The following is a 22,877-nucleotide window of genomic DNA, read 5'->3' as shown; positions in this document are numbered from 1 at the left end:
GCTACGGCGTAGAATTCGGTGGGCCCCGCGGCTAACGGCAGCGGTTTATTCCGACAGTTTAATGCCTGTCAGCGGCATTAACGAGACGGCGCGCCAGCAGGACTCCCGCACCGATCAACGTACCAACGGCGCCCCACAGAATAAGCAGGAATAGGCGGCGTGGCTCATCGCGTTTTACCGGCTCTTCAGGGGTCCGTAAATAACGGTAGGTCTTGAAGCTCTTGTTCAATACCGGCCCTACATTGAGGATAGTCAACATCGCGCGGTTTTGGTCGTAATCGGTATCATAGGCCGCCCCGGCCGCCTGCAGAGCGTCCAAACGTGCCTGTAACAGCGGATGGCCCAGCAGGAACAGTTCGGATTGAGGCAAACTATCGGCGGCGACATCGGTCCGGCTGCGATCGACGCCCTGCGCGTGCGCCAGTTTCAGCGCCTGATTAAGGTGTAGCTGCTCGAGATGGTAAACCGCCGCGGCCACTGCCTCCTGCCGTTTTACCTGCGCCTTGAGCGAGACGGTGCGTGCAGCTCAGGCGGCTACAACGTCCTCATTGAGGTGGTTAGCCGCACGCTGGTTGGCGAAATCCACATAGCGCCGCAACAGTTGATTGGCGTCTGGCGCGGTTTCCGCCACCAGCCGCGCGCTGTCCGGCAGCTTTTTCACGTTGTCGCGGTGCAGGAACTGAATGGCGTTTATCAATTCATCCAGCAGCACCGCGTCGGCATGAACGTCGCCTTTTTTGAGGCTGGCGAGCCCCAGAAATCCCGCCGGGTATCATAGGAAGCGAGCTGGCGCAAAAACTCCTGATAGGCCTCGTCGGCAATCGAAAGAGTGTCGGTGGTCGGCAGCGCGGTATTTTTCACATCCAGGTTGCGCAGAAACTGCTGCTGGGAGAAGTAGCCGCCCAGCACATTCACCGTAGGTTTGTCGGTAATGGCGATGGCGGTCCACTCCTGGCGCACCACCAGGGAGTAAATCAAAGCGCCCAGTGCAAACACGACAGCACAGACGATAACGGTGAGTTTGCCGCGCCACAGGGCACACAGCAGGCCGCGCAAGTCCAGTTCATTGGCGATAGGCTGTTCCCGCCCGGCGGAAGATGGTGAGCTTGCAAGTGTCATTTCGCCCCAAATTTCCGTTTAAGGTGGTGCTTTTTTATATTGGCTGAGCCGTCGCTTGGTCCGCTTGACGAAGCGGGCAACCCGCCAGGCGCATTTCAGTACGTAGCCATACAACAAAAACACCCCGATCCACAGCAACAGCATGACCGACTCCGGCCAGCGCAGCCAACGCTCTCCCGCCACGCCGAAAAACGCTAACAGCGTGGCGGTAAGCGTGATAATGATAAACGCCTGGCGCGAGCTGAAACCTGCGCGCATGATGAGATGGTGGATATGCTGCCTGTCCGGCGCAAACGGGCTTATGCCTTTGCGCATCCGGCGATACATGATGGCTATCATATCCATCAGCGGCACGGCGATAATCCACAGCGCGGTCACGGGATTCATCGGATGCCCCCAGCCCTGAGTGCTTTGCAGCAGCAGCCAGATGATGGTAAAGCCAATCATGGTGCTGCCGGCATCGCCCATAAATACTTTATAGTGCCGGCTGAAAACCCCCAAATTCAGTAAAATATAGGGCAAAATGGCGGCAATCATGGCAAAGCACCACAGCGCTAGGCCGAGATTATTATCAAGCGAAAGCAGGATACCCATCGCGCCGAGGGACACGCAGAAAAGCCCGCCCAGCAGTCCGTCAATGCCGTCCACCATATTGAAAGCGTTGATCGCCGCCCAGACGGCAAACAGCGTCACCAGATAGCCAAAAGGGCCCAGCACCATCTCCCACGGCCCGAAGATATAGCCCAGGCTATTGATATAGCGGCCGCTGAACACCATCATCGCCACCGCGACCAAGGCCTGGATAATCGCGCGCGCCGCCACGCTGATATCAAATCGATCGTCAAGTGCGCCGGTCACTACCAGGACGCCCGCGCACATGAGATACAGCGCGACATAGGGAATATAATGATCAGTATAGAAAAAGGCGAAACAGATGCCGGCATAAATGGAAATGCCGCCGACCAGGGGGATCTGCCCCTGATGGCGTTTGCGGTAGTTGGGCTTGTCAACCAGGCCTATTTTTTTAGCAACCTTGCGCGCTAAAAACAAAAAGAGCAAAGAAAATAGAAAAATAGCAACAAAATCAGTACTCATATTGAGTATGTTCACAATAGAAAGCTCTCTGCATTCATCAGGCCGTTCAATGCGCCACCATAGTTTACGCCTTAACTCCGATGCCTTACCCGTCACTGAGTTTTGTGGCAACGAAATAGGGTTTTCGTTATCTCTTTATTTTCCACCCGAATCTCCATCAGGCGTGCAGATAAGATCTAAATCGCCCGGACAGGCTGAAAGCTTGTAACCGGGCACACCAAAGATGTGACTATCCTAGCATCAGAAACAAAAAACGCCACGTTCTTACGTGGCGCTACCCGAGTTTTTGTGACTTACGAACGTTTCATCATGTCAAAGAATTCGTCGTTGGTTTTGGTCATCGCCAACTTGTTCATCAGGAATTCCATTGCATCGATCTCACCCATGGGATGAATGATTTTGCGCAGGATCCACATTTTCTGTAGCTCTTCCTGAGTGGTGAGCAATTCTTCTTTACGGGTCCCCGAGCGGTTGTAATCGATCGCAGGGAAGACGCGTTTCTCGGCGATTTTACGCGACAGGTGCAGTTCCATGTTGCCCGTTCCCTTGAACTCTTCGTAAATCACCTCGTCCATCTTCGAGCCGGTGTCGATAAGCGCGGTAGCGATGATGGTCAGGCTGCCGCCTTCTTCCATATTGCGCGCGGCGCCGAAGAAACGCTTGGGACGATGCAGGGCGTTGGCGTCCACACCACCGGTCAATACCTTGCCGGAAGCAGGCGCTACGGTGTTATAGGCACGCGCCAGGCGAGTAATGGAGTCCAGCAGGATAATAACGTCTTTCTTATGTTCAACCAGGCGCTTGGCTTTTTCAATCACCATTTCGGCGACCTGAACATGGCGGGACGCCGGCTCGTCAAAGGTCGAGGCGATCACTTCGCCTTTCACCAGACGCTGCATTTCGGTTACTTCTTCCGGACGTTCGTCAATCAGCAGCACCATCAGCACACAGTCGGGATAGTTATAGGCGATGCTTTGGGCAATATTTTGCAGCAGCATGGTCTTACCGGCTTTCGGCGGCGCCACGATAAGCCCACGCTGACCGCTGCCGATAGGCGAGGCCAGATCCAGAACGCGCGCGGTCAGGTCTTCGGTAGAACCGTTGCCGCGCTCCATGCACAAACGCGAATTGGCGTGCAGCGGCGTCAGGTTTTCAAACAAAATCTTGTTGCGGGCGTTTTCCGGCTTGTCATAGTTAACCTCGTTAACCTTCAGCAGCGCAAAGTAACGCTCGCCCTCTTTCGGCGGGCGGATCTTGCCGGAAATGGTGTCGCCGGTACGCAGGTTGAAACGGCGGATCTGGCTGGGAGAAACATAGATATCATCGGGGCCGGCAAGGTAGGAACTGTCGCTGGACCGGAGAAAACCGAATCCGTCCTGCAAAATTTCCAGTACGCCATCGCCGAAGATATCCTCGCCGCTCTTGGCATGCTGCTTGAGGATGGCGAAGATGATGTCTTGTTTACGCATGCGGGCCAGGTTTTCCAGCTCCATATTTTCGCCGAGGGTCACTAGCTCTGAAACCGGCGTATTTTTTAATTCGGTAAGGTTCATAATGGTGAGTTCTTAAACTCGGGGTATATCTCGAACTGATTTTGTGGATGGTATGGCAGCGTAAAATCGTGCCTGTCTATGGCATTTAATCCCGGTATATCCCGTTTGGGCTGATGAACAGCAACTCATGCAATATGAACAACAAGAAGACTGAGATTAAGAGTGCCGAACAACGGATTAATTTAAATCCCGCCTGCCTGACGCCTCGTTGGTCACGTTTGGTGCTTTCTTACAACGGGGTGCGGGCAAAGAGTAAAGCTCAGATTCAAACTACAGGTAAGATCACAGTGCAGTGGACATAAACTTAGCATGGTTTTTGATGGGCGTCTAGCGGTCAATATGAGAAATGCTTATGAACGCCAGCGCCCAGAGGAAGATTCGCAATACCGCTTACAGATTTGCGTTAAGGAACTCTTTCAACTGTCCTTTGGACAGGGCGCCAACCTTGGTGGCTACCACTTCACCATCGCGGAACAACAACAGGGTTGGAATGCTGCGGATACCATACTTCGGTGCAGTGGCCGGATTATCGTCGATGTTCAATTTAGCTATGGTCAGTTTGCCGTCGAATTCATCAGCGACTTCTGCCAGAATAGGCGCAATCATTTTACAAGGACCACACCATTCTGCCCAGAAATCGACCAGAAATAGCCCTTTGGTTTGTAATACGTCCTTTTCGAAGCTATCGCCACTTAGATGAATAATTTTATCGCTCATGTTTTACTCCGCAAGATTATCGTTACCTGCCGCTGCAGCAATGCCCAACAACAGGTTGACTTTATTTCACTGTATACACTTTCGTAATGCAATAGTTAACCGGTATTCTACCACGCTATGAGCAAAACACACTCAACAGAAAAGAAGTTTTCCGACTTCGCCCTGCACCCGCTAATCGTTGAAGTACTTGATTCTAAATGCTTTAACAATTGTACGCCCATTCAAGCGCCGACTTTATCCATTACGCTTGCAGGCAAAGACGTCGCGGGCCAGGCGCAAACCGGTACCGGCAAAACGCTGGCCTTCTTAACGGCCACTTTTCATCATCTACTTACCCACCCTACCGCCGAGGGACGTCAAACCAATTAGCCTCGCACGCTGATCATGGCGCCCACCCGCGAGCTGGCGGTGTAAATCCATTCCGATGCTGAACCATTAGCCCAGGCGACCGGCCTAAAAATGGGGCTGGCCTACGGCGGCGATGGTTATGATAAGCAGTTGAAAGTGCTGGAAGCCGGGGTTGATATCCTGGTGGGCACGACCGGCAGGCTGATTAATTATACCAAACAAAACTACGTCAATATGGGCGCCATACAGGTCGTGGTGCTGGACGAAGCCGACGAAATGTTCGACCTTGGTTTCATCAAGGATATCCGCCGGACGGCTGAATATACTGTTCTCCGCCACGCTCTCCTATCGGGTGCGTGAACTGGCCTTCGAGCATATGAATAACGCCGAATATGTCGAAGTGGAACCGCTGCAAAAAACGGGTCACCGCATACAAGAAGAACTGTTTTACCCTTCCAACGAAGAAAAAATACGGCTGCTGCAGACGCTTATTGAGGAAGAATGGCCCGACCGGTGTATCATTTTCGCCAATGCCAAGCACCGCCGTGAAGATATCTGGGGCCATCTGGCCGCTGACGGTCATCGCGTCGGACTGCTGACCGGCGATGTTTCGCAGAAACGGCGCCTGCGCATTTTGGAAGAGTTTACCCAGGGCGCCCTGGATATTCTGGTGGCGACGGACGTGGCCGCCCGCGGACTGCATATTCCTTCCGTGACCCATGTATTCAACTACGATTTGCCCGACGACTGCGAAGATTATGTGCACCGCATCGGCCGCACCGGACGCGCCGGCGAGAGCGATTGCTCCATCAGCCTGGCATGCAAAAAATATGCGTTGAATCTTACCGCCATTGAAAGCTATATTGGCCATCAGATCCCCGTCAGTAAATATGACAGCGACGCGCTACTGACCGACCTGCCCGCGCCGAAACGGTTGACCCGCCACCGCAGCGGCGCACCGCGACATAACCGTAAACATCCTGGCTGAAACACAGATGATAAGCGCCACCTCTCTCTATGCCGCCATTAACCTAGGTTCCAATGGCTTTCATATGTTGGTCGTGCGTGAGGTGGCCGGCACCCTTCAGACGCTGGCGCGTATCAAGCGTAAACTGCAGCTGGCCGCCGGACTTAACGGCGATAACCGGCTGACCCGCGACACGATGCAGCGGGGCTGGCAGTGCCTGCGCCTGTTTGCCGAACATTTGCAGGATACCCCCCCCCCCAGGTACGCGTGGTTGCCACCGCCACCCTGCGGTTGGCCACCAACGCGGCGGAGTTTCTCGGCCCGGCCAGTGCCATTCTGGGCTGCCCGGTGCAGGTCATTTCCGGCGAAGAAGAAGCCCTGCTTGTCTATCAGGGCGTCCCCCATACCACCGGCGGTTCCGATGAGCGTCTGGTCGTGGACAGCGGCGGCAGCACCGAACTGGTTGCGGGGCGCGGCGCGCAGGCGCTGGCGCTGTTCAGTCTGGAAATGGGCTGCGTCACCTGGCTTGAGCGCTATTTTAACGATCGCAGCCTGACCTGGGAAAACTTCGAGCGGGCTGGCGATTCTGCTGGCGCTGCCGGTCGGCGGCGATATCCGCCAGAGTACCCTGGAAAATCTGCAGCGCCGTTACCAGTTGGATACCGAACAGGCGCAGCGGGTGACCCGGCTGGCGATCATCTTTGCCAGCCGCCGCCGCGACGACGCATTACCCGCAGTAGAGCTGCGCGCCGCGGAAGTGAGATTGCATGTCATCTTGCCCCAGGGCTGGTTGAGCCAGCATCCAGCTGCGGGCGGAGTACCTTAAGCAAGAAAGCCAATGGCAGAGTTATGTCCACTGGCCCTATTGCTGGAAGAAACGCCGCAAGTCTGAGCCGGCGAAGGCCGCCTTGCCATTGACGGCGCCTGCCGCTTGAGATGCCCCGACATTGAGCCGCCGGCTCTCCCCTCACCGTCAACCGTTCTGCCGCAGGAAGCGCCCTGAGGGTGCCGCCCGCCGAACCGCGTACCCGCTCAGAGTGGGGAAAGTTAGTCGCCCTGCCAATTGGGCGCGCAAACTCGCCAGATGCCCCTGGCCGTGGCTCATGCGTTCCTCGGCGCTAACCGATTTGCGTATCTGCTCCCATTGCACATCGTGCTGAGGCAATTCAAGCAGGAAGCGGCTCGGCTCTGGCTTGACCAACTCACCGTATTGACGCTGCTCGCGGCACAGGGTGAAGGTTAATTCCTTTTGCGCGCGGGTAATGCCGACATAAGCCAGCCGGCGCTCCTCTTCGATATTATTCTCATCGATACTGCTTTGATGCGGCAATAACTCCTCTTCCATGCCGACCAGGAACACATAGGAAAACTCCAGCCCCTTGGGGGCATGCAACGTCATCAACTGCACCTGATTGAGTTCCTCCTCGCTCTCGCCACGTTCCATCATATCGTGCAGGGTGAAACGGGTGAGCACCTGATCCAGCGTCATCGCCTCATTCAGATCGGAACCGGTAAGCATTTTGGTCATCCAACTGAACAGTTAATTGACATTTTTCATCCTCATTTCCGCCGCTTTCGGACTAATGGAACTTTCATAGAGCCAGCTTTCATAGTCGATGCCGTGGATAAGTTCACGCACTGCGGCCGCCGGCTCTCGCTCCACCTGACGGGCGACGCCGTCCAGCCAATGGGTAAACTGTTGCAGCGACTCCAGGCCGCGGCCGCTGAGCGTTTGCCCGAGGCCCAAATCAAAACTGGCGGTAAGCAAGCTTTTATCGCGCTGCGTCGCCCAGGTGCCCAATTTGGCCAGCGTCGCCGCGCCTATCTCCCGGCGTGGCGTGGTTCACTATCCGCAAAAATGCGCTATCGTCATCGGGATTGGTCAGCACGCGCAGATAGGCGAGCAGGTCCTTAATCTCCGGCCGTGAAAAAAACGACGTCCCGCCGGAGATGCGATAAGGAATGCGGTTTTGCATCAGCATCTTTTTAAACATCCGCAACTGGTGATTGCCGCGATACAAAATGGCGTAATCCCGATAACGGGTCTTGTTGATGAAGTGGTAGGCGATCAGCTCCCCCACCACCCGCTCAGCCTCGTGATCTTCATTGTTGGCGGTGATGACTTTCAGGATGTCGCCATAGCCCAGGCGGGAAAAAAAATGCTTTTCAAAGACATGTAGATTGTTGGCGATAAGAATATTGGCGGCATTCAGGATGCGCTCGGTGGAGCGATAATTCTGCTCCAGGTTGATAACCGCAAGCGTCGGGAAATCTTGTTGCAGCAACGCCAGATTTTGTGGCCGCGCGCCGCGCCAGGAATAGATTGATTGATCGTCGTTGCCCACCACGTTGAAACGGCCTCGCGGCCCTACCAGCAGCTCCACCAGTTCATACTGGCTGGTATTGGTATCCTGATACTCATCCACCAGCAAATAGCGCAGCCGGTTTTGCCAGCGCTCGCGCACCGCCTCGTCGCGCTGCAACAGCTGGGTCGGCAGTAGAATCAAATCATTGAAATCTAACACATTGCAGGCGATAAGATGGTCGTCATAGAGCGCATAGCAATGGGCGAGCAACTTATCCTGTTCGGAACGGGCGGCGGCGACAGCAGATCGTTCTTCCAGTTGGAAATGGCGGAGGTCAGCGACTTGAGCAGGTCTTTGTCCCCTTCCAGCCACGGCTCGGAAAGATCCTTTAGCAGCGCCAGTTGGTCTTGCTCATCAAATAGCGAGAATTTGGCTTTCATGCCCAGCGCCTTATATTCGCGCTTGATGATAGCCAGTCCGAGCGTATGGAACGTGGCGACGGTCAGCCTGCGCGCTTCTGCACGACCGAGCGTTTGCGCCACCCGCTCCTTCATCTCCCTGGAGGCTTTATTGGTAAACGTTACCGCCGCGATATGCCGCGCCTGATAGCCGCAACCGCGGATCAGATGGGTGATTTTATTGGTGATAACCCGCGTCTTGCCCGAGCCGGCGCCGGCCAGCACCAGGCAGGGTCCGGTGACGAATTCGACGGCTTGCTGTTGGCTTGGATTAAGGCGCATACATGAATCCCAGGCAAAAACAGTGGCGGAGAACGGAGAGGGATTGTGGCAGAAAGCGGCACCGGGGTTTATCCTCGCGGCGGGCAAAAAAACCCGCCGGACGGCGGGGCTGAAGTTTGAATGGAGCGTCACCCGTCGGGATGACCCTCCCGCCGGTCAGTTCGCGACCGCGATGCGTTTCATATCCTTCATGTAGCCACGCAGTTCGGCGCCCACGATTTCAATCGGATGCTGGCGGATAGCCTCATTAAACATCGCGTAGACGCGCATTATCGATTTCACCGTCGGCCACCGGTTTACCCAGATCGCCCGCCTGCAGATTGCCCATAAACGCGTCTTTCAGCAACGGCACGGCGGCATTGGCGAACAGATAGTTACCGTACTCGGTGGTGTCAGAAATGACCACGTTCATTTCATACAAACACTTGCGCGCGACTAGTGTTGGCGATGAGCGGCAATTCGTGCAGCGATTCGTAATAGGCCGACTCGGCGATAATGCCGCTGGAAAAGGCGCCGGTGATGATATCGTCCATATGTGTTTCAAACAGCGGCTGCATCAGTTGCTTGAGCTGCTCGGACAACGCATAAGCGCGCAATTTTGCGCTGTTGGACAGCCGGTCCATCATCAGCGTGATGGCGCCCTGTTTCAGCGCTTCGGTGGTGGTTTCCCAGCCGAATTGAATCAGTTTGCCGGCATAGGCCGGGTTGACGCCATCGGCAACCATTTTGTCGAAGCACAGCAGCGAGCCGGCCTGCAGCATGCCGCACAGAATGGTCTGCTCGCTTATCAGATCCGACTTGACCTTAGCGACGAAAGGGGATTCCAGCACCCCCGCGCGATGGCCGCCGGTCGCGGCCGCCCAGGCTTTGGCCAGCGTCATGCCCACACCCTTCGGATCGTTTTCTGGATGCACGGCAATAAGGGTCGGCACGCCGAAGCCGCGCTTGTACTCTTCACGCACCTCGGTACCCGGACATTTCGGCGCCACCATGATAACGGTGATGTCGCGACAAATTTGCTCGCCCACTTCAACGATGTTGAAGCCGTGGGAATAGCCCAACGCGGCGCCTTGCTTCATTAGCGGTTGTACCGCCTGCACCACGGCGGAATGTTGCTTGTCCGGGGTCAGTTTGACCACCAGGTCTGCTTCCGGCACCAGCTCTTCATAGGTGCCGACGCGGAAACCGTTTTCGGGCGCCTTGCGCCAGGAGGGACGTTTCTTGGCAATGGCTTCTTTACGCAGCGCGTAAGCAATATCTAGTCCGGAGTTGCGCATATTCAGCCCTTGGTTCAAGCCTTGGGCGCCACAGCCAATGATCACCACTTTTTTGCCTTTTAAGTAATCCGCGTCATCGAGGAATTCATCCCGGCTCATGAGACGACATTTACCTAACTGCGCCAACTGTTGACGCAGGTTTAAAATATTGAAATAGTTAGCCATGAAGCAACTTCATCATCGGGTATTAGGGCTTACCGCAGGCGTTCGCCCGCGGACAAAATTCTTCTCTGGCGACCACTATAAAGCAGGAAAAGCATTGCTTAAATTGATATATTAACAATCTGATCTCGCAGAATCAGCAATACACCTTGCCGGCAATGTGTGACGGTGGGTTCATTCACTCTCGGGGCGAGTTCATGGATATCCGCGACCTTAAGTTGTTTCGCCACCTGGCGGAAAGCCGCCATTTCGGCCGTAGCGCCAAGGCGATGCACGTCAGCCCGTCGAGCTTGACGCGCCAGATTCAGCGCTTGGAAAAGGACGTCGGGCAGACGCTTTTTCTACGCGGCAACCGCACGGTGCAATTGACCGACGCCGGCCAGCAACTTAAAGAGTTCGCGCCCGTGTGAAGACCCCGCAGCCTGACTGGTCGCACACTTTATTTATACTGCCGGAGCACGGTCCGGCGCGCAGGCGTATTAAACTGTGGTTTCGCAGCAACCATATCAGCAATCCGCTGATTTACGCTACCGTTGCCGCTAATGAGGCGATTGTATCGATGGTGGCACTGGGCTGCGGCATCACGCTGATCCCGTCGGTGGTGATAAACAATTCGCCGGAGCCGGTGCGCAGCCGCATAACCCTGCTGGAGCATGGCACCCGGGTCGCGCCGCTGGCGCTCGGGGTTTGCGCGCAAAGAAAGCGGCTATAGGAACCGCTGATCGACGCCTTCTGGCAACTGCTGAAACGCTGATCGGCGCCAAAAAATGCACTCGCCCCGGCCGCCAAAGCGGTTAATCCGCCAGGAACAAACGAAACGCCGGATTGGCGGTGACATCGTGGCATCCATAGCTTAATGCCGACAGGTAATGATCGAACTCCGGCTCAGGTTCCGCCAGTTCAAAGCCCGCCAAGACCCGGCCAAAATCCGTGCCGTGACTACGGTAGTGGAATAAAGTGATATTCCAGCGCGTGCCCAGCGTGTAGAGAAATTTAAGCAATACGCCCGGGGATTCGGGGAACTCAAAGCTGTATAAACACTAACGCAGCGGTTTTGACGGTCGCCCACCCACCACATAGCGGACGTGCAGCTTGGCCATCTCGTCGTCGGACAGATCCGCCATCTGATAGCCGCCGGCAACTATCTCCGCCAGGATTTCCCCGCGCTCCTCGCGCCCGCGGGTCAGCCTGACGCCGACGAAAATACAGGCGTTGTCGGCATCGCTTCGCTGTAGCGGTAATTGAACTCCGTTACCGGCCGAGCGCCCAGGAGCTCGCAGAAAGTGAGAAAACTGCCCTTCCTTTTCGGAATGGTCACCGCCATCAGCGCCTAGCGCTGCTCGCCCAGCTCGCAGCGCTCCGAGACATAGGCAGGCCGTGAAAATTGACGTTAGCGCCGGACAGTACGTGCGCCAGACGCTCATCGCGGATGCCGTGTTGTTGTTGGATATATCTTTTCATCCCCGCCAGCGCCAGCGTGCCGGAGGGTTCGGCAATCGCCTGTACATCCTCAAACAAATCTTTTACCGCCGCGCAAATCGAGTCGCTGTCCACGGTGACTACATCATCAAGGTAATCGCTGCAAAGACGGAAGGTTTCATCGCCGATACGCCTTACTGCTACCCCCTCGGCAAACAGACCGCCCCGCGGTAAATCCACTGCCGCGCCGGCTTGCAGCGCCGCCGCCAGCCAGGCGGACTCTTCCGCTTCGACGCCGATGATTTTGATTTGCGGCATCAGATGCTTTATCAGCACCGCCACGCCCGCCGCCAGACCGCCGCCGCCCACCGGCACGAATATGCGGTCCAGATGGGCGTCTTGCTGCAACAGCTCGATCGCCAGCGTCCCCTGCCCGGCGATTGCCACCCCACAAATGGCGTCCAGTAAACCTCGGCCCTCGTGCATTGCGCTGGCGGGCGTCTCATGCAGCATCACCAGCGCCGCGAAAAACGCGACAATAATCCCCAAACCCAGCGCCGCCAGCGCGGAGGATCCGGCGGGTATCAGCAGCGCGCTGTTCCAGGTCAGGCTTTTGAAGGCAAAGGTGCCGAGCAGCGTCACCAGCGGAATCAGCAACGCCAGAATGAATAACCGGTTGCCAAAGCGGCTGGCGCGTACTTCTCGCTGCTCCAGGGACGTTTCAGGTTTGCCGCTGCGACCAAGTCCGCCGAGCCCCGCGAGCAATACCATGACAATGACCAGTATTCCATTTGCCAACGGCGGTAAATAGCTGCCGAAAATAAAAATAATCGCATTGATACCCCAAAAACCGGCACTTTTCCAGCGTTTGGCATTTGAACTATCACGCAGGTTAATTATTGCTGTGGTGGCAAACATAATGCCCATCAACAAATAAGGCGCGTCCAGGATTGTCATCACTTATACTCCTTGGACGGCCGCGATTTGCTTTGCGCCGCATAGCGCCGGATAAGTGCGCGTTGGTAGAATGTCACGCGGCAGCTATGAATGATAAAGGCGAAAAAGGCGGTGGGTATGGCCCATACGGCGAAATGCAGCGGCTCAATAATATAACCGTTATGCTCCATAAATCCTTTCATTAATAAGATCGAGCCGATGGCGATAAATATGGTTTCCCCAAGAAAGACGCCGATATTATCGACCGCCGCACTGTGCGCCCGGATTTTTTCCCGCTCCGCCTGGGGAAGATCTCCCAAACGTTTACGTGCCGCGCCCTCAGCCATCGGGGCCATCAGCGGACGCACCATCTGCGTGTGGCCGCCGAGCGCGGTCAAGCCCAGCGCAGCGGTCAACTGCCGCATCAGCATATACAATATCAGGATGCGCGATAGAGAAGCGGTGTGAATGCGTATCACCAGCCGTTGCGACTGCTCGCGCAGGCCGTTTTGCTCCAGCAGGCCGATGACCGGTAGTGCCAGCCAGATAAGCGTCATATACCGGTTTTGCACATAGGCGGTACCGAAATCGCTGACCACCGCCGGCAAATCCAGGCCGCTGGTCAGCCCGGTGATAAGTCCCGCGAGTGTGACGACCACCAATGGGTTGAAATGCAACGCAAAGCCGAGAATAACAATGCCTATTGAAGGCCACATAATGATACCCCAAAAAGTAGTGTGAATTTCCCTCACCCGCAGATTGTAAGCTTCAGAAATAGCCCTCCCCAGGCCAGCCCTAACAGCGGGTAAAATCCTTTCTAAGCTATTTGCGCGAATATTGAAATATTTAATTACCGATCCTTATTTGACAGAATAAAAAGTGCGCACCCGCATCAGAGCATAATCTACGTGACAAATAGCGAAGCGCAAAATTATCGCCGCCAAGAGAAAGCGGTTAGCTTTATCGTCAAGGATCGGACACGGCGATAATTATCTCCCAAGCGAAAAAGTCTGCCGGCATAAATATCGTTACCGCTGGTATTTTATGCTAATTAGCGGGCCTACAGCGTTGCAAATATGTAATTTAAGCCAGCGCATTCGAGCTTGGCCTTCTGCCGGCTAGGGAGGTTTTGTCGGCTGGGGACTCGCCGGCGGCGCGCTTAACCTGAGGTGTGTCGAGCCGTGCACGGACGCCGGCCTGTTGGCCTTCTCTCGCCTTCGGCAGCACCGCATGCGCCGTAAGGTCCGGCACCGCTCTTTTTCGCCGCCGGGCGTGCAGCGGGGCCGCAGGCAAAGTCAGTAAGCGTGAGTTTATGTCAGCGGGTGTAAAACTCATGTTGCAGGACGAATTTTTAACGTCAAAAGCACTCATTGCGAGGCATTTTCGGCTATACTTCACTGTTTCAATGGATTTGCTTTTGTTACAGTATGAATGGTTTTTTTACACTTTTGCCGGTTCGCCAGCCGTCGCATTACGGGCGGTTTATCCCTCGCTTCAAATACAGGGACGGGTTTTTCCGGCGCGGAGAGGGAAGCGTTAAACCCAACGTTTGCGGTTGATAAGCGACCACGCCGAAGCGTCAACGCTCATATACCCGCTTCTACTTTTCCGACTCGGCGGCGGGCAGCAGCATAATATGCCGTCATTGGTTGAGAATACACAATGGATATTTTTAAGGAACTGTTGCACGCCCTCTGGCAGCAGGATTTTAAAACACTTTCCGATCAAAGTTTGGTTTGGACCATTTATTTTCTGGTGTTTGTCATCGTTTTTTTGGAAAACGGCCTTTTGCCCGCCGCCTTTCTACCCGGCGATAGTTTATTGATATTGCTCGGCGTGCTGATTGCCAAGGGGACGCTGAATTTTCCTCTGGTGCTGGTGCTTCTAACCGTCGCCGCCAGCCTGGGCAGTTGGATAAGTTATCTACAGGGGAAATGGCTGGAGAACAACAAGGTGATGAAAAGCTGGCTGGCCCATTTGCCGGCGCACTACCATCAGCGGGCGCACCGGATGTTTCATCGCCACGGGTTGTCGGCTTTGCTTATCGGTCGCTTTATCGCGTTTGTACGCACGCTGCTGCCGACCATTACCGGCTTGTCCGGCCTGAGCAGTTCGCGTTTCCAATTTTTCAATTGGACCAGCGCCTTCCTGTGGGTTTTTATCTTGACGCTGGTGGGGTTCATCCTCGGCAAAACGCCCATCTTTCAGCGTTATGAAGAGGAATTGATGCTATGTCTGATGCTGCTGCCGCTGGCGCTTCTGACAATAGGACTGGTGAGTTCGCTGGTCATCATCTGGCGCCGCAAACGGCTTACCGATTCGGATAAAGAATAATAAAAGAGTCAGGTTGTGTTGGCTTTATAAAGCACTTTCGCCTCGGTCTGCTGGCCGTGGCCGTGCTGGTGTCGCTGACGCTGACGCTTTTATTGCCGACCCTATGCTGCCGTGATGACAGCACTCTGCAAATTACCGTTGCCCGCGAGCGCGGATCGCTACCGGACGGCTTTTTCTCTATCAGTTGCTTGTGGATCGCGGCATCCACGTTAAAAGCATTACCCCCGCCAAAGACAGCATGATTATTCATTTGGACACCCCGGAACAAGCGCAGGCGGCGCAGCTGGTGTTGCAGCACCATCTGCCGGAAGGTTACGCGATACTCAAAAGCCGCCGCTGCAGCGGCTAGCAGTGGCTTTAGCGCCCGTCCACCGATGAGGAGCGCCTGGGGGTGAGCGCGCCGGGTTATCCCGCCTCGGCATCACGCCCTGCGGTGGGGCGCCGCTGCTCTATCGCCTATCCGGCGGCTTTGCCCGACTGCCGCGTCCCTAACCGGATTAACCCTAAAAAATTGTTACCACTTTTTTGCCCTTTGGCGGATCCGGGGCTACGCTTAACCTTAAGCGCTAAACATCAGAAGAGCTTCTGATGTTTAGCATGACGACCTGGCTTTATCGCACACAGTGCAGTGACCTATCAATCCGAGCTACGCCGCTGCAGGCCGCGTTTTATGCCCAGACCCTGTCGCCGGGAGGCGCTAACGGCGTTGTGAGCGTTTTCGGACAAGCCAGCGTCGGACGTCGCCGGGTTTAAAATAATTAATGATTGGCAAGGTGGGACAAGGGATTTTTCACACCAGCCCCAATGCCAAAACTTCAAAGGAGTCTAAAAATGGTCAAAGATGCCACTTCAGAACATTTACGTGCGGAATTGAAATCACTGGCGGACACGTTAGAAGAGGTACTGCGTGGATCCGCACAAAAGCCCAAAGCAGAGTTTGAAAAATTGCGTACCGAAGCGGAGAGCGCGCTGAAGGATACCCGCAGTCGTCTTGGCGATGGCTGCGAGCGTTTGGCGGAGCAAACGCGCGTGGTAGCGACCAAGGCAGATGAACACGTACATGAAAATCCCTGGGCGGGCATTGGCGTCGGCGCCGTGGTCGGCTTTATCCTCGGTGCAATTATCACACGGCGTTAATCATTATGATCAAACAGCAAAACTAGGGCCCGGGTAATGGCTTATTCAATATCGCCCAGCGAATCCTTACTATCGTCGTCGGTATGGTAGAGACCCGACTGCGCCTGGCCGTCGTGGAGCTGGAGGAAGAGAAATTTAATATCATTCAGATGCTGATAATGGCTGGTATCACGCTGCTTTTTGCCGCGTTCGGTCTGATGAGCCTCTTGGTATTGGTGATCCTGGCCATCGATCCGCAGTACCGACTGACGGCGATCGCCACCACGACAGGCATTTTGCTGTTGCTGGCGATCGTCGGCGCGGTGGTGACTTTGACCAAAGCGCGAAAATCCTCGTTGCTCGGCTCCACGCGCGAGGAGCTGCAGGTAGATCGTAACATCCTTGAAAAATTGCAGGATGAAATCAAGAACGAAGAATCCGAACGCAAGCACGATGAAAAAGTCAAAAATAAGCAGCGCGACAGAATTGCGGGGGCAAAATGAGCGAACGCAAACCGAAACACGCCGAGAAGTTGCTGCTGTTACGCCAAATCCAGCAGCAGCGGCAGGCGCTGGGTGTGCAAAGTCGCCAGTGGCAGCTTGCTGTCGCTCCTTGAAATCGGCGCTGGATACGTGTGTTAAGTCTTTGTTGCTACCTGATTGCCGGTACCAGCCGGTTGGCGTTATATAATGTTCGCCACCCCAGCCGTCTGGGGCGCTGGGCTAAACGCAGCGTCGGTATTTTGGGCGCGGTCAAAATGGTGCGCAAAGCGCTCGAAAGCCGCTAATCCACGGGCTTAATCATCGTCAAAAGCGGCCCATGGCCGCTTTTTTATTGCCTGCCCTGCTACATACCTTGTCGCCACGGCCTTGCAGGCTGCCGCATTGGCTGACGTGCCATGCTTTTCCCCATGCCGGCCGGAACAAAACGCTATACCCGCTTATTCGGCCTTTCGGCGCGCGCCGCCTGACGGCCTTGTAGTGCCCCACCGCTGGTCGGGAGGGAAGCGGCTCATGGTCGGCCGTGACCTTATGCAGATTTTCTTGCGTTCAGGCGCTTAAGCAACAAGGCCGCCATTGACGCGGATGACGCCGGGTTCTGGCCGGTTATCAGCAGGCCATCGCTCACAACATAAGGCGCCCAGTTTTCCCCCTTGCTATAAAGGCCGCCCAACACCTTAAGCTCATCCTCCACCAGGAACGGCACGACGTGAGTCAGCCCGACATCCTCTTCTTTCGGTGTTGCTAAAACCCGTGACGCTCTTGCCTTCCACCAGCGGCGGCCCTGCCGGGGTGATAGGACGTGAGATATTTAAAAGGGAAACGTGCGATAAATGTGGGTCTACCTGGGACAGGTTACGGTAATTAAGTTTCACTATGCGAAACAAGAAACGGTCATCCAGACGGCTTATCTTCATCTTCAAACAGACTGCCCTGGATGCGAGCCAGCTCTTCTTTTTTAACCCGCTTCACCACGGAGTAAATCCACTGTAGCGAGACTTTATATTTACGCGCTAGCGCGTGATGGTTATAATTGTTGAAGTCAGCAAATATCTCCCGGTCACGCTGGCTGACTTTCCATATCAGCCCCATCAGGAAATAGACATTTTGCCCTCCCCAAACCGTCATCATCTGGCTGGCAACGGCGGGGTCAACGTCGATAATCTGCCTGACAGTCTGGGCGGTGTGCTCGGCCAGCTCGACCAGTAACTCTAACCCTTTGCTACAAAGGGTATTCTCTAGCATGATGTTGCCCTCGCCACACGTGTTTGCCACTGCTTGAGTTTCTTGATAACCTGACCGGCCTGTTCGCTATCCAGTTAGTAAGGCGAATCACAACCGGTTTCCCGTTTAACAAAATGGGTAAGGGCTGTTGCTGACGCAACCCGGACAATGCCCTCGCGAGCCACTGTCTGCCATAGGGCTTACATTTTTTGGATTTGCGGACGGTCAGTCTGCTTTTTTGTACTGGCCTGATGGGGTTGGATACGAAAGCCTTTGGCTTTCAGCGCGTTTAACACCTGAGCCAGTTTGAGCTATATTCAGAGCTTTTGCCGATGTTTTCCCGGTTAGCCTGTGCAGCATCTGGCGGTAAGTCGTGCCATCCACCTTGAGATTGTGGGTAGCAATATGGATTAACTGCAGGTATTTTTGTCGGGTCATCGGTGGCGTCCTTTATCGTCGTGGTTGAGGTCAGGGTTCCTTATGCTATGGGCAAAAAATAATCCTCCGGGGTTTGAAGGATTATAGGATGAATATCGTTATTATATAATTGAATGGTTTATATGCCGATTTTCTGCTATGACTTCCTCACGCAAATTGCCCAGACATCAATATCCTTGAACGTTTCAAATTTTTCCGCAAACAGTCTGGCGGCCTGTTGACAGGCGGTTTCCGTGTCAAATTCCTGTGTGTGCAGGGAAGAAAAAGCATTATTGGCATAAGGACTGGCGTACATGACCAAAATTAATATCCAGATGGTGATGTCCTCCTCGTTAATCGGCGGGTTTATTGAAATTGTGGGGCGTTAACGGTGAATTTTCTGTGATACGTTTTAGTGGCACGACATCCCAGTTAAGTACCCAGGTGCTATACGGCTGTCCGCAGTGAGGACAGGCCAATAGTAGGTCAATTCCCCACTCGCAGCTTTCCGGTTGTTGGGTGATCTTGGCTTGGGTAAAATTCAGGTGGCGGGTTGCCTGATGGCAGCTGATGCAGGTAATACACATAATGTGTTTTCCTTATCTAAGGGTTTGGCCAATATCTCGAAGGCATTTTGAAATTTACAATACGCAGCGGCAGAATGGTCTGCCTGCAGATGATGCATGGCGCGGTTAAGGCGTTTTTCAATCTGACGGCGCAGATGTTTTATTTCCTGATACCTCATGCGCTGACCTCTTGCTCAAAGGGCGTAATGACGTCTAACTTTAAGATTGTTTTAGTGGTGCCTAGGGTGAGGGCGCACATACAGTGTAGTGGTCAACTAAAACTGGCCACCGCGTTAGCGTTTTCCCAGTATCTATTTTCTGATTCGTTTGGTGGCAACCCACTGTTATATTCATGCGGCCTGAGTGCGCTGTAATATCCCACGATATAGTCGGTAATTTCATGAGCTGCTTCGCTGAAGCTGTTGTAACCCTTTGTCGGCACCCATTCTGTCTTCAGGCTGCGGAAGAACCGCTCCATCGGGCTATTATCCCAACAGTTCCCCCGCCGACTTATGCTTTGTTTGATCCGGTAACGCCACAGCAACTGTCGGAACTGCCTGCTCGTATAGTGGCTACCCTGATCGCTGTGGAACATCACTCCGGGCTGGTTTACCACGCGTTTCCCATGCCATTTCCAGTGCTTTGATGGTCAGTCTGCTGTCCGGGGAGAACAATATAGCCCAGCCCACCGGTTTCCTCACGAACAGATCAAGAACAACCGCAAGGTATGCCCAGCGTTTCCCGGTCTAGATATACGTCACATCGCCGCACCATACCTGGTTTGGCTCCGTTACAGCGAACTGGCGCTCAAGATAATTCGGGATCGCAACATGCTCCTGACCGCCACGCTTATACCTGTGCGTCGTCGGCTGCTGACAACTGACCAGCCCCAGCTCTTTCATGCGCCTGCCTGCGAGCCAGCGTCCCACCCGGAAGCCTCTCTGGGTTGCCATGGTGGCGATACTTCTCGCGCCAGCTGCACCATGGCTGATACTGTGTAGTTCATGAACCTGACTGCGCAATACTGTTCGCCTGCCGTCTGACCTGTCAGGACGACTTTTCCAGTATTTGTAACTGCTGCGATGAACCCTGAACACGTGGCAAAGTGTGGCCACAGGATAACGCGCTCTGAGTTTCCCGATTAACGAGAACTGTTCAGGGAGTCTGACATCAAGAGCGCTGTAGCCTTTTTTAATATTTCATTTTCCATTTCAATGCGTTGTACCTTTTTCTTGAGCTCACGTATTTTGATTTGTTCCGGGGTTATGGGAGAGGCTTTTGGCGTTTTCCCCTGTCGCTCATCACACAGTTGTTTTACCCATTTCGTCATCGTAGAAATGGCCGACGTCCATGGCTTTTGCTGTTTGTGCGGCGGTGTGATTTTGGTCGACAACCAGTTAAGCGGATTCGCGTTTGAATTCAGGACTAAAATTTCTTCTTTTCATTGGTGCACCCGTGTTGTTCTGAGGTGAGCATATCACCTCTGTTCAGGTGGCCAAATTCAGTGTGCCACTACAGTCGGGCCTGCCGCTACAAAAGGTGGTGCAGTTGCGCCAACCGTCGGCGTTCGATACCGTGGCGGCAATGGAAAAGGCCTTGCTAACGAACAACTTCAGCGTCATTCTGGACAGTTTTCAGGGTTAAAAATTCATTCAACTTTGTATCATTAAGTAAAATTAGGATTATTCTCAGGTCGACAGGCCGTCGATCCGAATGACCGCCTCCCCAACGGGTTAAATCCAGCGAATATGCGGCTTCGCGTACGTTTTCCATCCTGTCGACAGCGTTTTTTCAGCCCGTTTTTTCCCATGGCGATGCCCTGAAACGCTGTTTTTTTATTAGCGGCTTACTACATCTTACTTGTAAGTTTCCAACTTCGTTGTAGACTTTAATTCGCCGGGGTTGCTCTATAACGCTATTTTAATGGCGATGCACAGAGTCTGAGCACGAACGCCGGCAATAGATTTCTAAAATTAGCTTTAAAAGCTCATTGCCTATTTGGATGATAACGAGGCGCAAACAATGAAAAAGACAGCTATCGCACTTGCAGTGGCACTGGCAGGTTTCGCGACCGTAGCGCAAGCCGCTCCGAAAGACGACACTTGGTACACCGGCGGCAAACTGGGCTGGTCCCAGTACCACGACACCGGTTTCTACGGTAACGGTTTTGACAACCGTATCGGCAACGGTCCTACCCGTGATAACCTGTTGGGCGCGGGTGCTTTTCTAGGCTATCAGGCGAACCCTTACCTGGGCTTCGAGCTGGGCTATGATTGGCTGGGCCGTATGGCGTATAAAGGCAGCGTGAATAACGGGGCTTTCAAAGCGCAGGGCATTTCCCTCGCAGCCAAGCTGAGCTACCCGCTGACCGACGACCTGGAGATCTACACCCGTCTGGGCGGCATGGTATGGCGTGCTGATTCCAAAGGTGCTTACGACAACGGCAATGCCGGCCGAGTAAGCGACCATGATATCGGCGTTTCGCCGCTGGCCGTTGTGGGTCTGGAATATGCCTGGACCAAAAATTGGGCCACCCGTCTGGACTACCAGTGGGTTAACAACATCGGCGACGCCGGTACCGTGGGTGCCCGTCCTGATAACTCCTTGCTGAGCGTCGGCGTATCCTACCGCTTCGGCCAGGATGAAGTGGCTGCCCCGGCTCCAGCTCCGGCTCCGGTTGTTCAGACCAAACGCTTCACCCTGAAGTCTGACGTACTGTTCGACTTCGACAAAGCCACCCTGAAACCGGAAGGTCAGCAGGCGCTAGATCAGCTGTATTCCCAGCTGAGCTTGATGGATCCGAGAGACGGTTCTGTCGTCGTTCTGGGCTATACCGACCGTATCGGTACCGAGCAGTACAACCAAAAACTGTCGCAGGAACGCGCTCAGAGCGTCGTAAGCTACATGGTTTCCAAAGGTATTCCTTCCGACAAGATTTCCGCACGCGGTATGAGTAAATCCAACCCGGTTACCGGCAACACCTGTAACAGCATGAAAGGCCGTGCTGCTGTCATCAGCTGCCTGGCCCCGGATCGTCGTGTAGAGATCGAAGTGAAAGGCATCAAAGACGTGGTAACTCAGCCCCAGGCTTAAGTTATCATGACAAAATAACCCCGCTCTGGCGGGGTTTTTTTATGTCTGTAAATAAATACCCCCCCCCGATAAGCCAGGTGGACAGCGCACCTGGCACGACCCATATATGGTTACCCTGCTGATGCCAGGGCGATAAGAAAAACGCAAAGTAGACAGTATCCGCCGAACGCCCTCAGACCTAAGGCAAACGGCGTACCTGAAACACAGGGCAGTAATCAGGGTCTGGAAAGCGAAAACAACCACATCAACCCATTTTCACGCGCTATTATCAGCGCAATTGGAAAGCCTAAGCTCAATCTCGCGCCTGATTTCAACTCTAATTCCAATTTCAAGCTTATACTGCCTTCCCGCACCCCGTTAGTATCTCTTCCCCCTGTCCCTACGTCCTCTTCACTCCCGCCCGCACGTTGAGCTGGTGTGCATCTTCTTTCACGATTCGAGCGATTATGCTCACATTGGCTGGCGGTTTTTACATTACGAAAGAAATAAATGGTGTGCTATTAAAGGGCAATGTTGTAGTGGTCAATTAAAACTGGCCACCGCGTTAGCGTCTTTCCAGTATCTATTTTTTGATTCGTTTGGTGGCAACCCACCGTTATATTCATGCGGCCTGAGTGCGCTGTAATATCCCACGATATAGTCGGTAATTTCATGATCTGCTTCGCTGAAGCAGTTGTAACCCTTTGTCGGCACCCATTCTGTCTTCAGGCTGCGGAAGAAGCGCTCCATCGGACTGTTATCCCAACAGTTACCCCGCCGACTTATGCTTTGTTTGATCCGGTAACGCCACAGCAACTGTCGGAACTGCCTGCTCGTAGTGGCTACCCTGATCGCTGTGGAACATCACTCCGGCTGGTTTACCGCGTTTCCCATGCCATTTCCAGTGCTTTGATGGTCAGTCTGCTGTCCGGGGAGAACGACATAGCCCACCCCACCGGTTTCCTCGCGAACAGATCAAGAACAACCGCAAGGTATGCCCAGCGTTTCC

At 54.3% G+C, this 22,877-nt stretch carries 19 protein-coding genes and 12 pseudogenes; 10 read left to right on the top strand and 21 right to left on the bottom strand.

Annotated elements, in window-relative coordinates; genetic code table 11:
• Positions 1 to 58: 58 nt before the first annotated feature.
• The 4 genes and pseudogenes from wzzE to trxA form a co-directional block, all read right to left on the bottom strand.
• Positions 59 to 1,119, bottom strand: a pseudogene (gene wzzE / locus ACTBDU_RS06435) (ECA polysaccharide chain length modulation protein).
• Between the two features lie 18 nt (positions 1,120 to 1,137).
• Positions 1,138 to 2,229, bottom strand: coding sequence for a UDP-N-acetylglucosamine--undecaprenyl-phosphate N-acetylglucosaminephosphotransferase (gene wecA, locus ACTBDU_RS06430; protein WP_438805917.1), 1,092 nt, complete (start codon positions 2,227 to 2,229; stop codon positions 1,138 to 1,140).
• A 278-nt stretch (positions 2,230 to 2,507) separates the two neighbouring features.
• Positions 2,508 to 3,767, bottom strand: coding sequence for a transcription termination factor Rho (gene rho, locus ACTBDU_RS06425; protein WP_438805916.1), 1,260 nt, complete (start codon positions 3,765 to 3,767; stop codon positions 2,508 to 2,510).
• 390 nt (positions 3,768 to 4,157) lie between these two features.
• Complete coding sequence (gene trxA, locus ACTBDU_RS06420) at positions 4,158 to 4,484, bottom strand: thioredoxin TrxA (protein WP_438805915.1); 327 nt, start codon at positions 4,482 to 4,484, stop codon at positions 4,158 to 4,160.
• Positions 4,485 to 4,601: 117 nt separating this feature from the next.
• On the opposite strand from trxA, the pseudogene rhlB reads away from it, so the two are divergent.
• Together rhlB and ACTBDU_RS06410 are read left to right on the top strand one after the other, a co-directional pair.
• A pseudogene (gene rhlB, locus ACTBDU_RS06415) lies at positions 4,602 to 5,820 on the top strand (ATP-dependent RNA helicase RhlB).
• Positions 5,821 to 5,827: 7 nt separating this feature from the next.
• Positions 5,828 to 6,390: pseudogene (locus ACTBDU_RS06410) on the top strand (Ppx/GppA phosphatase family protein); the annotation flags it as partial.
• A 382-nt stretch (positions 6,391 to 6,772) separates the two neighbouring features.
• Here ACTBDU_RS06410 and ACTBDU_RS06405 read toward each other — a convergent pair.
• The 4 genes and pseudogenes from ACTBDU_RS06405 to ilvC all read right to left on the bottom strand — a co-directional run bounded on the left by ACTBDU_RS06405 (position 6,773) and on the right by ilvC (position 10,287).
• Positions 6,773 to 7,327: a 3'-5' exonuclease gene (locus ACTBDU_RS06405; protein WP_438805914.1), complete on the bottom strand. Its 555-nt coding sequence runs from the start codon at positions 7,325 to 7,327 to the stop codon at positions 6,773 to 6,775.
• A gap of 12 nt (positions 7,328 to 7,339) precedes the next feature.
• Complete coding sequence (locus tag ACTBDU_RS06400; RefSeq protein WP_438805913.1) at positions 7,340 to 7,600, bottom strand: hypothetical protein; 261 nt, start codon at positions 7,598 to 7,600, stop codon at positions 7,340 to 7,342.
• Positions 7,572 to 8,815 (bottom strand): annotated as a pseudogene (locus tag ACTBDU_RS06395) (UvrD-helicase domain-containing protein); the annotation flags it as partial. The gene ACTBDU_RS06400 and the pseudogene ACTBDU_RS06395, both read right to left, overlap by 29 nt.
• A 186-nt stretch (positions 8,816 to 9,001) precedes the next feature.
• Positions 9,002 to 10,287: pseudogene (ilvC, locus tag ACTBDU_RS06390) on the bottom strand (ketol-acid reductoisomerase).
• A gap of 194 nt (positions 10,288 to 10,481) precedes the next feature.
• Here ilvC and ACTBDU_RS06385 point away from each other — a divergent pair.
• Positions 10,482 to 10,996 (top strand): annotated as a pseudogene (locus tag ACTBDU_RS06385) (LysR family transcriptional regulator).
• Between the two features lie 82 nt (positions 10,997 to 11,078).
• Here the strand turns inward: ACTBDU_RS06385 and ACTBDU_RS06380 are convergent.
• From ACTBDU_RS06380 to ACTBDU_RS06360, 5 genes and pseudogenes are all read right to left on the bottom strand, one after another.
• Positions 11,079 to 11,285: a hypothetical protein gene (locus ACTBDU_RS06380; protein WP_438805912.1), complete on the bottom strand. Its 207-nt coding sequence runs from the start codon at positions 11,283 to 11,285 to the stop codon at positions 11,079 to 11,081.
• Between the two features lie 39 nt (positions 11,286 to 11,324).
• The gene (locus tag ACTBDU_RS06375) at positions 11,325 to 11,564 is read right to left on the bottom strand and encodes a hypothetical protein (protein WP_438805930.1); all 240 of its coding nucleotides are present in this window, start codon (positions 11,562 to 11,564) and stop codon (positions 11,325 to 11,327) included.
• Positions 11,546 to 11,608: pseudogene (locus tag ACTBDU_RS06370) on the bottom strand (hypothetical protein); the annotation flags it as partial. The gene ACTBDU_RS06375 and the pseudogene ACTBDU_RS06370, both read right to left, overlap by 19 nt.
• A complete protein-coding gene (locus ACTBDU_RS06365) occupies positions 11,608 to 12,660 on the bottom strand; it encodes a pyridoxal-phosphate dependent enzyme (RefSeq protein WP_438805911.1) in 1,053 nt (350 codons plus the stop codon). The gene ACTBDU_RS06365 and the pseudogene ACTBDU_RS06370, both read right to left, overlap by 1 nt.
• Complete coding sequence (locus ACTBDU_RS06360) at positions 12,660 to 13,355, bottom strand: DUF969 domain-containing protein (RefSeq protein WP_438805910.1); 696 nt, start codon at positions 13,353 to 13,355, stop codon at positions 12,660 to 12,662. Before ACTBDU_RS06360 ends, ACTBDU_RS06365 begins: the two co-directional genes overlap by 1 nt.
• Positions 13,356 to 14,301: 946 nt before the next feature.
• On the opposite strand from ACTBDU_RS06360, the gene ACTBDU_RS06355 reads away from it, so the two are divergent.
• The 5 genes and pseudogenes from ACTBDU_RS06355 (at position 14,302) to ACTBDU_RS06335 (ending at position 16,876) form a co-directional block, all read left to right on the top strand.
• Entirely contained in the window at positions 14,302 to 14,973 is a 672-nt protein-coding gene (locus tag ACTBDU_RS06355) for a DedA family protein (protein WP_438805909.1), read from the top strand.
• A gap of 190 nt (positions 14,974 to 15,163) precedes the next feature.
• A complete protein-coding gene (locus ACTBDU_RS06350; RefSeq protein WP_438805908.1) occupies positions 15,164 to 15,322 on the top strand; it encodes a hypothetical protein in 159 nt (52 codons plus the stop codon).
• Positions 15,323 to 15,804: 482 nt separating this feature from the next.
• Positions 15,805 to 16,110: a DUF883 family protein gene (locus tag ACTBDU_RS06345; protein WP_438805907.1), complete on the top strand. Its 306-nt coding sequence runs from the start codon at positions 15,805 to 15,807 to the stop codon at positions 16,108 to 16,110.
• Between the two features lie 50 nt (positions 16,111 to 16,160).
• Positions 16,161 to 16,499: pseudogene (locus tag ACTBDU_RS06340) on the top strand (phage holin family protein); the annotation flags it as partial.
• 218 nt (positions 16,500 to 16,717) lie between these two features.
• Positions 16,718 to 16,876, top strand: coding sequence for a YqjK family protein (locus tag ACTBDU_RS06335; RefSeq protein WP_438805929.1), 159 nt, complete (start codon positions 16,718 to 16,720; stop codon positions 16,874 to 16,876).
• Positions 16,877 to 17,118: 242 nt separating this feature from the next.
• On the opposite strand, the pseudogene ACTBDU_RS06330 reads toward ACTBDU_RS06335, so the two are convergent.
• The 7 genes and pseudogenes from ACTBDU_RS06330 to ACTBDU_RS06300 form a co-directional block, all read right to left on the bottom strand.
• A pseudogene (locus tag ACTBDU_RS06330) lies at positions 17,119 to 17,374 on the bottom strand (type 1 glutamine amidotransferase domain-containing protein); the annotation flags it as partial.
• Positions 17,375 to 17,483: 109 nt separating this feature from the next.
• Positions 17,484 to 17,834 (bottom strand): Mor transcription activator family protein, encoded by a 351-nt coding sequence (locus ACTBDU_RS06325; protein WP_438805906.1) that lies wholly within the window; start codon positions 17,832 to 17,834, stop codon positions 17,484 to 17,486.
• Between the two features lie 74 nt (positions 17,835 to 17,908).
• Entirely contained in the window at positions 17,909 to 17,998 is a 90-nt protein-coding gene (locus tag ACTBDU_RS06320; protein WP_438805905.1) for a hypothetical protein, read from the bottom strand.
• A gap of 40 nt (positions 17,999 to 18,038) precedes the next feature.
• Positions 18,039 to 18,251, bottom strand: a complete 213-nt coding sequence (locus ACTBDU_RS06315; protein WP_438805904.1) for a hypothetical protein — start codon at positions 18,249 to 18,251, stop codon at positions 18,039 to 18,041.
• A 136-nt stretch (positions 18,252 to 18,387) separates the two neighbouring features.
• Positions 18,388 to 18,552: a hypothetical protein gene (locus ACTBDU_RS06310; protein ID WP_438805932.1), complete on the bottom strand. Its 165-nt coding sequence runs from the start codon at positions 18,550 to 18,552 to the stop codon at positions 18,388 to 18,390.
• A gap of 219 nt (positions 18,553 to 18,771) precedes the next feature.
• The gene (locus ACTBDU_RS06305; protein WP_438805903.1) at positions 18,772 to 18,975 is read right to left on the bottom strand and encodes a hypothetical protein; all 204 of its coding nucleotides are present in this window, start codon (positions 18,973 to 18,975) and stop codon (positions 18,772 to 18,774) included.
• A gap of 92 nt (positions 18,976 to 19,067) precedes the next feature.
• Positions 19,068 to 20,193, bottom strand: a pseudogene (locus ACTBDU_RS06300) (IS3 family transposase).
• A 118-nt stretch (positions 20,194 to 20,311) separates the two neighbouring features.
• Between ACTBDU_RS06300 and ACTBDU_RS06295 the strand changes: the two are divergent.
• Positions 20,312 to 20,422 (top strand): annotated as a pseudogene (locus ACTBDU_RS06295) (SulA-like leucine-rich domain-containing protein); the annotation flags it as partial.
• 396 nt (positions 20,423 to 20,818) lie between these two features.
• Positions 20,819 to 21,889 carry a porin OmpA gene (gene ompA / locus ACTBDU_RS06290; RefSeq protein WP_438805902.1) on the top strand — a complete coding sequence of 357 codons (1,071 nt, stop codon included), beginning with the start codon at positions 20,819 to 20,821 and terminating at the stop codon, positions 21,887 to 21,889.
• 522 nt (positions 21,890 to 22,411) lie between these two features.
• Here the strand turns inward: ompA and ACTBDU_RS06285 are convergent.
• Positions 22,412 to 22,877 (bottom strand): annotated as a pseudogene (locus ACTBDU_RS06285) (IS3 family transposase); the annotation flags it as partial.

This window comes from Sodalis sp. (in: enterobacteria) (assembly GCF_051710625.1).
GTDB lineage: Bacteria > Pseudomonadota > Gammaproteobacteria > Enterobacterales > Enterobacteriaceae > JBPESN01.
Note: the sequence above shows the minus strand (reverse complement) of the source record. Positions and strands in the feature narration are given on the sequence as shown.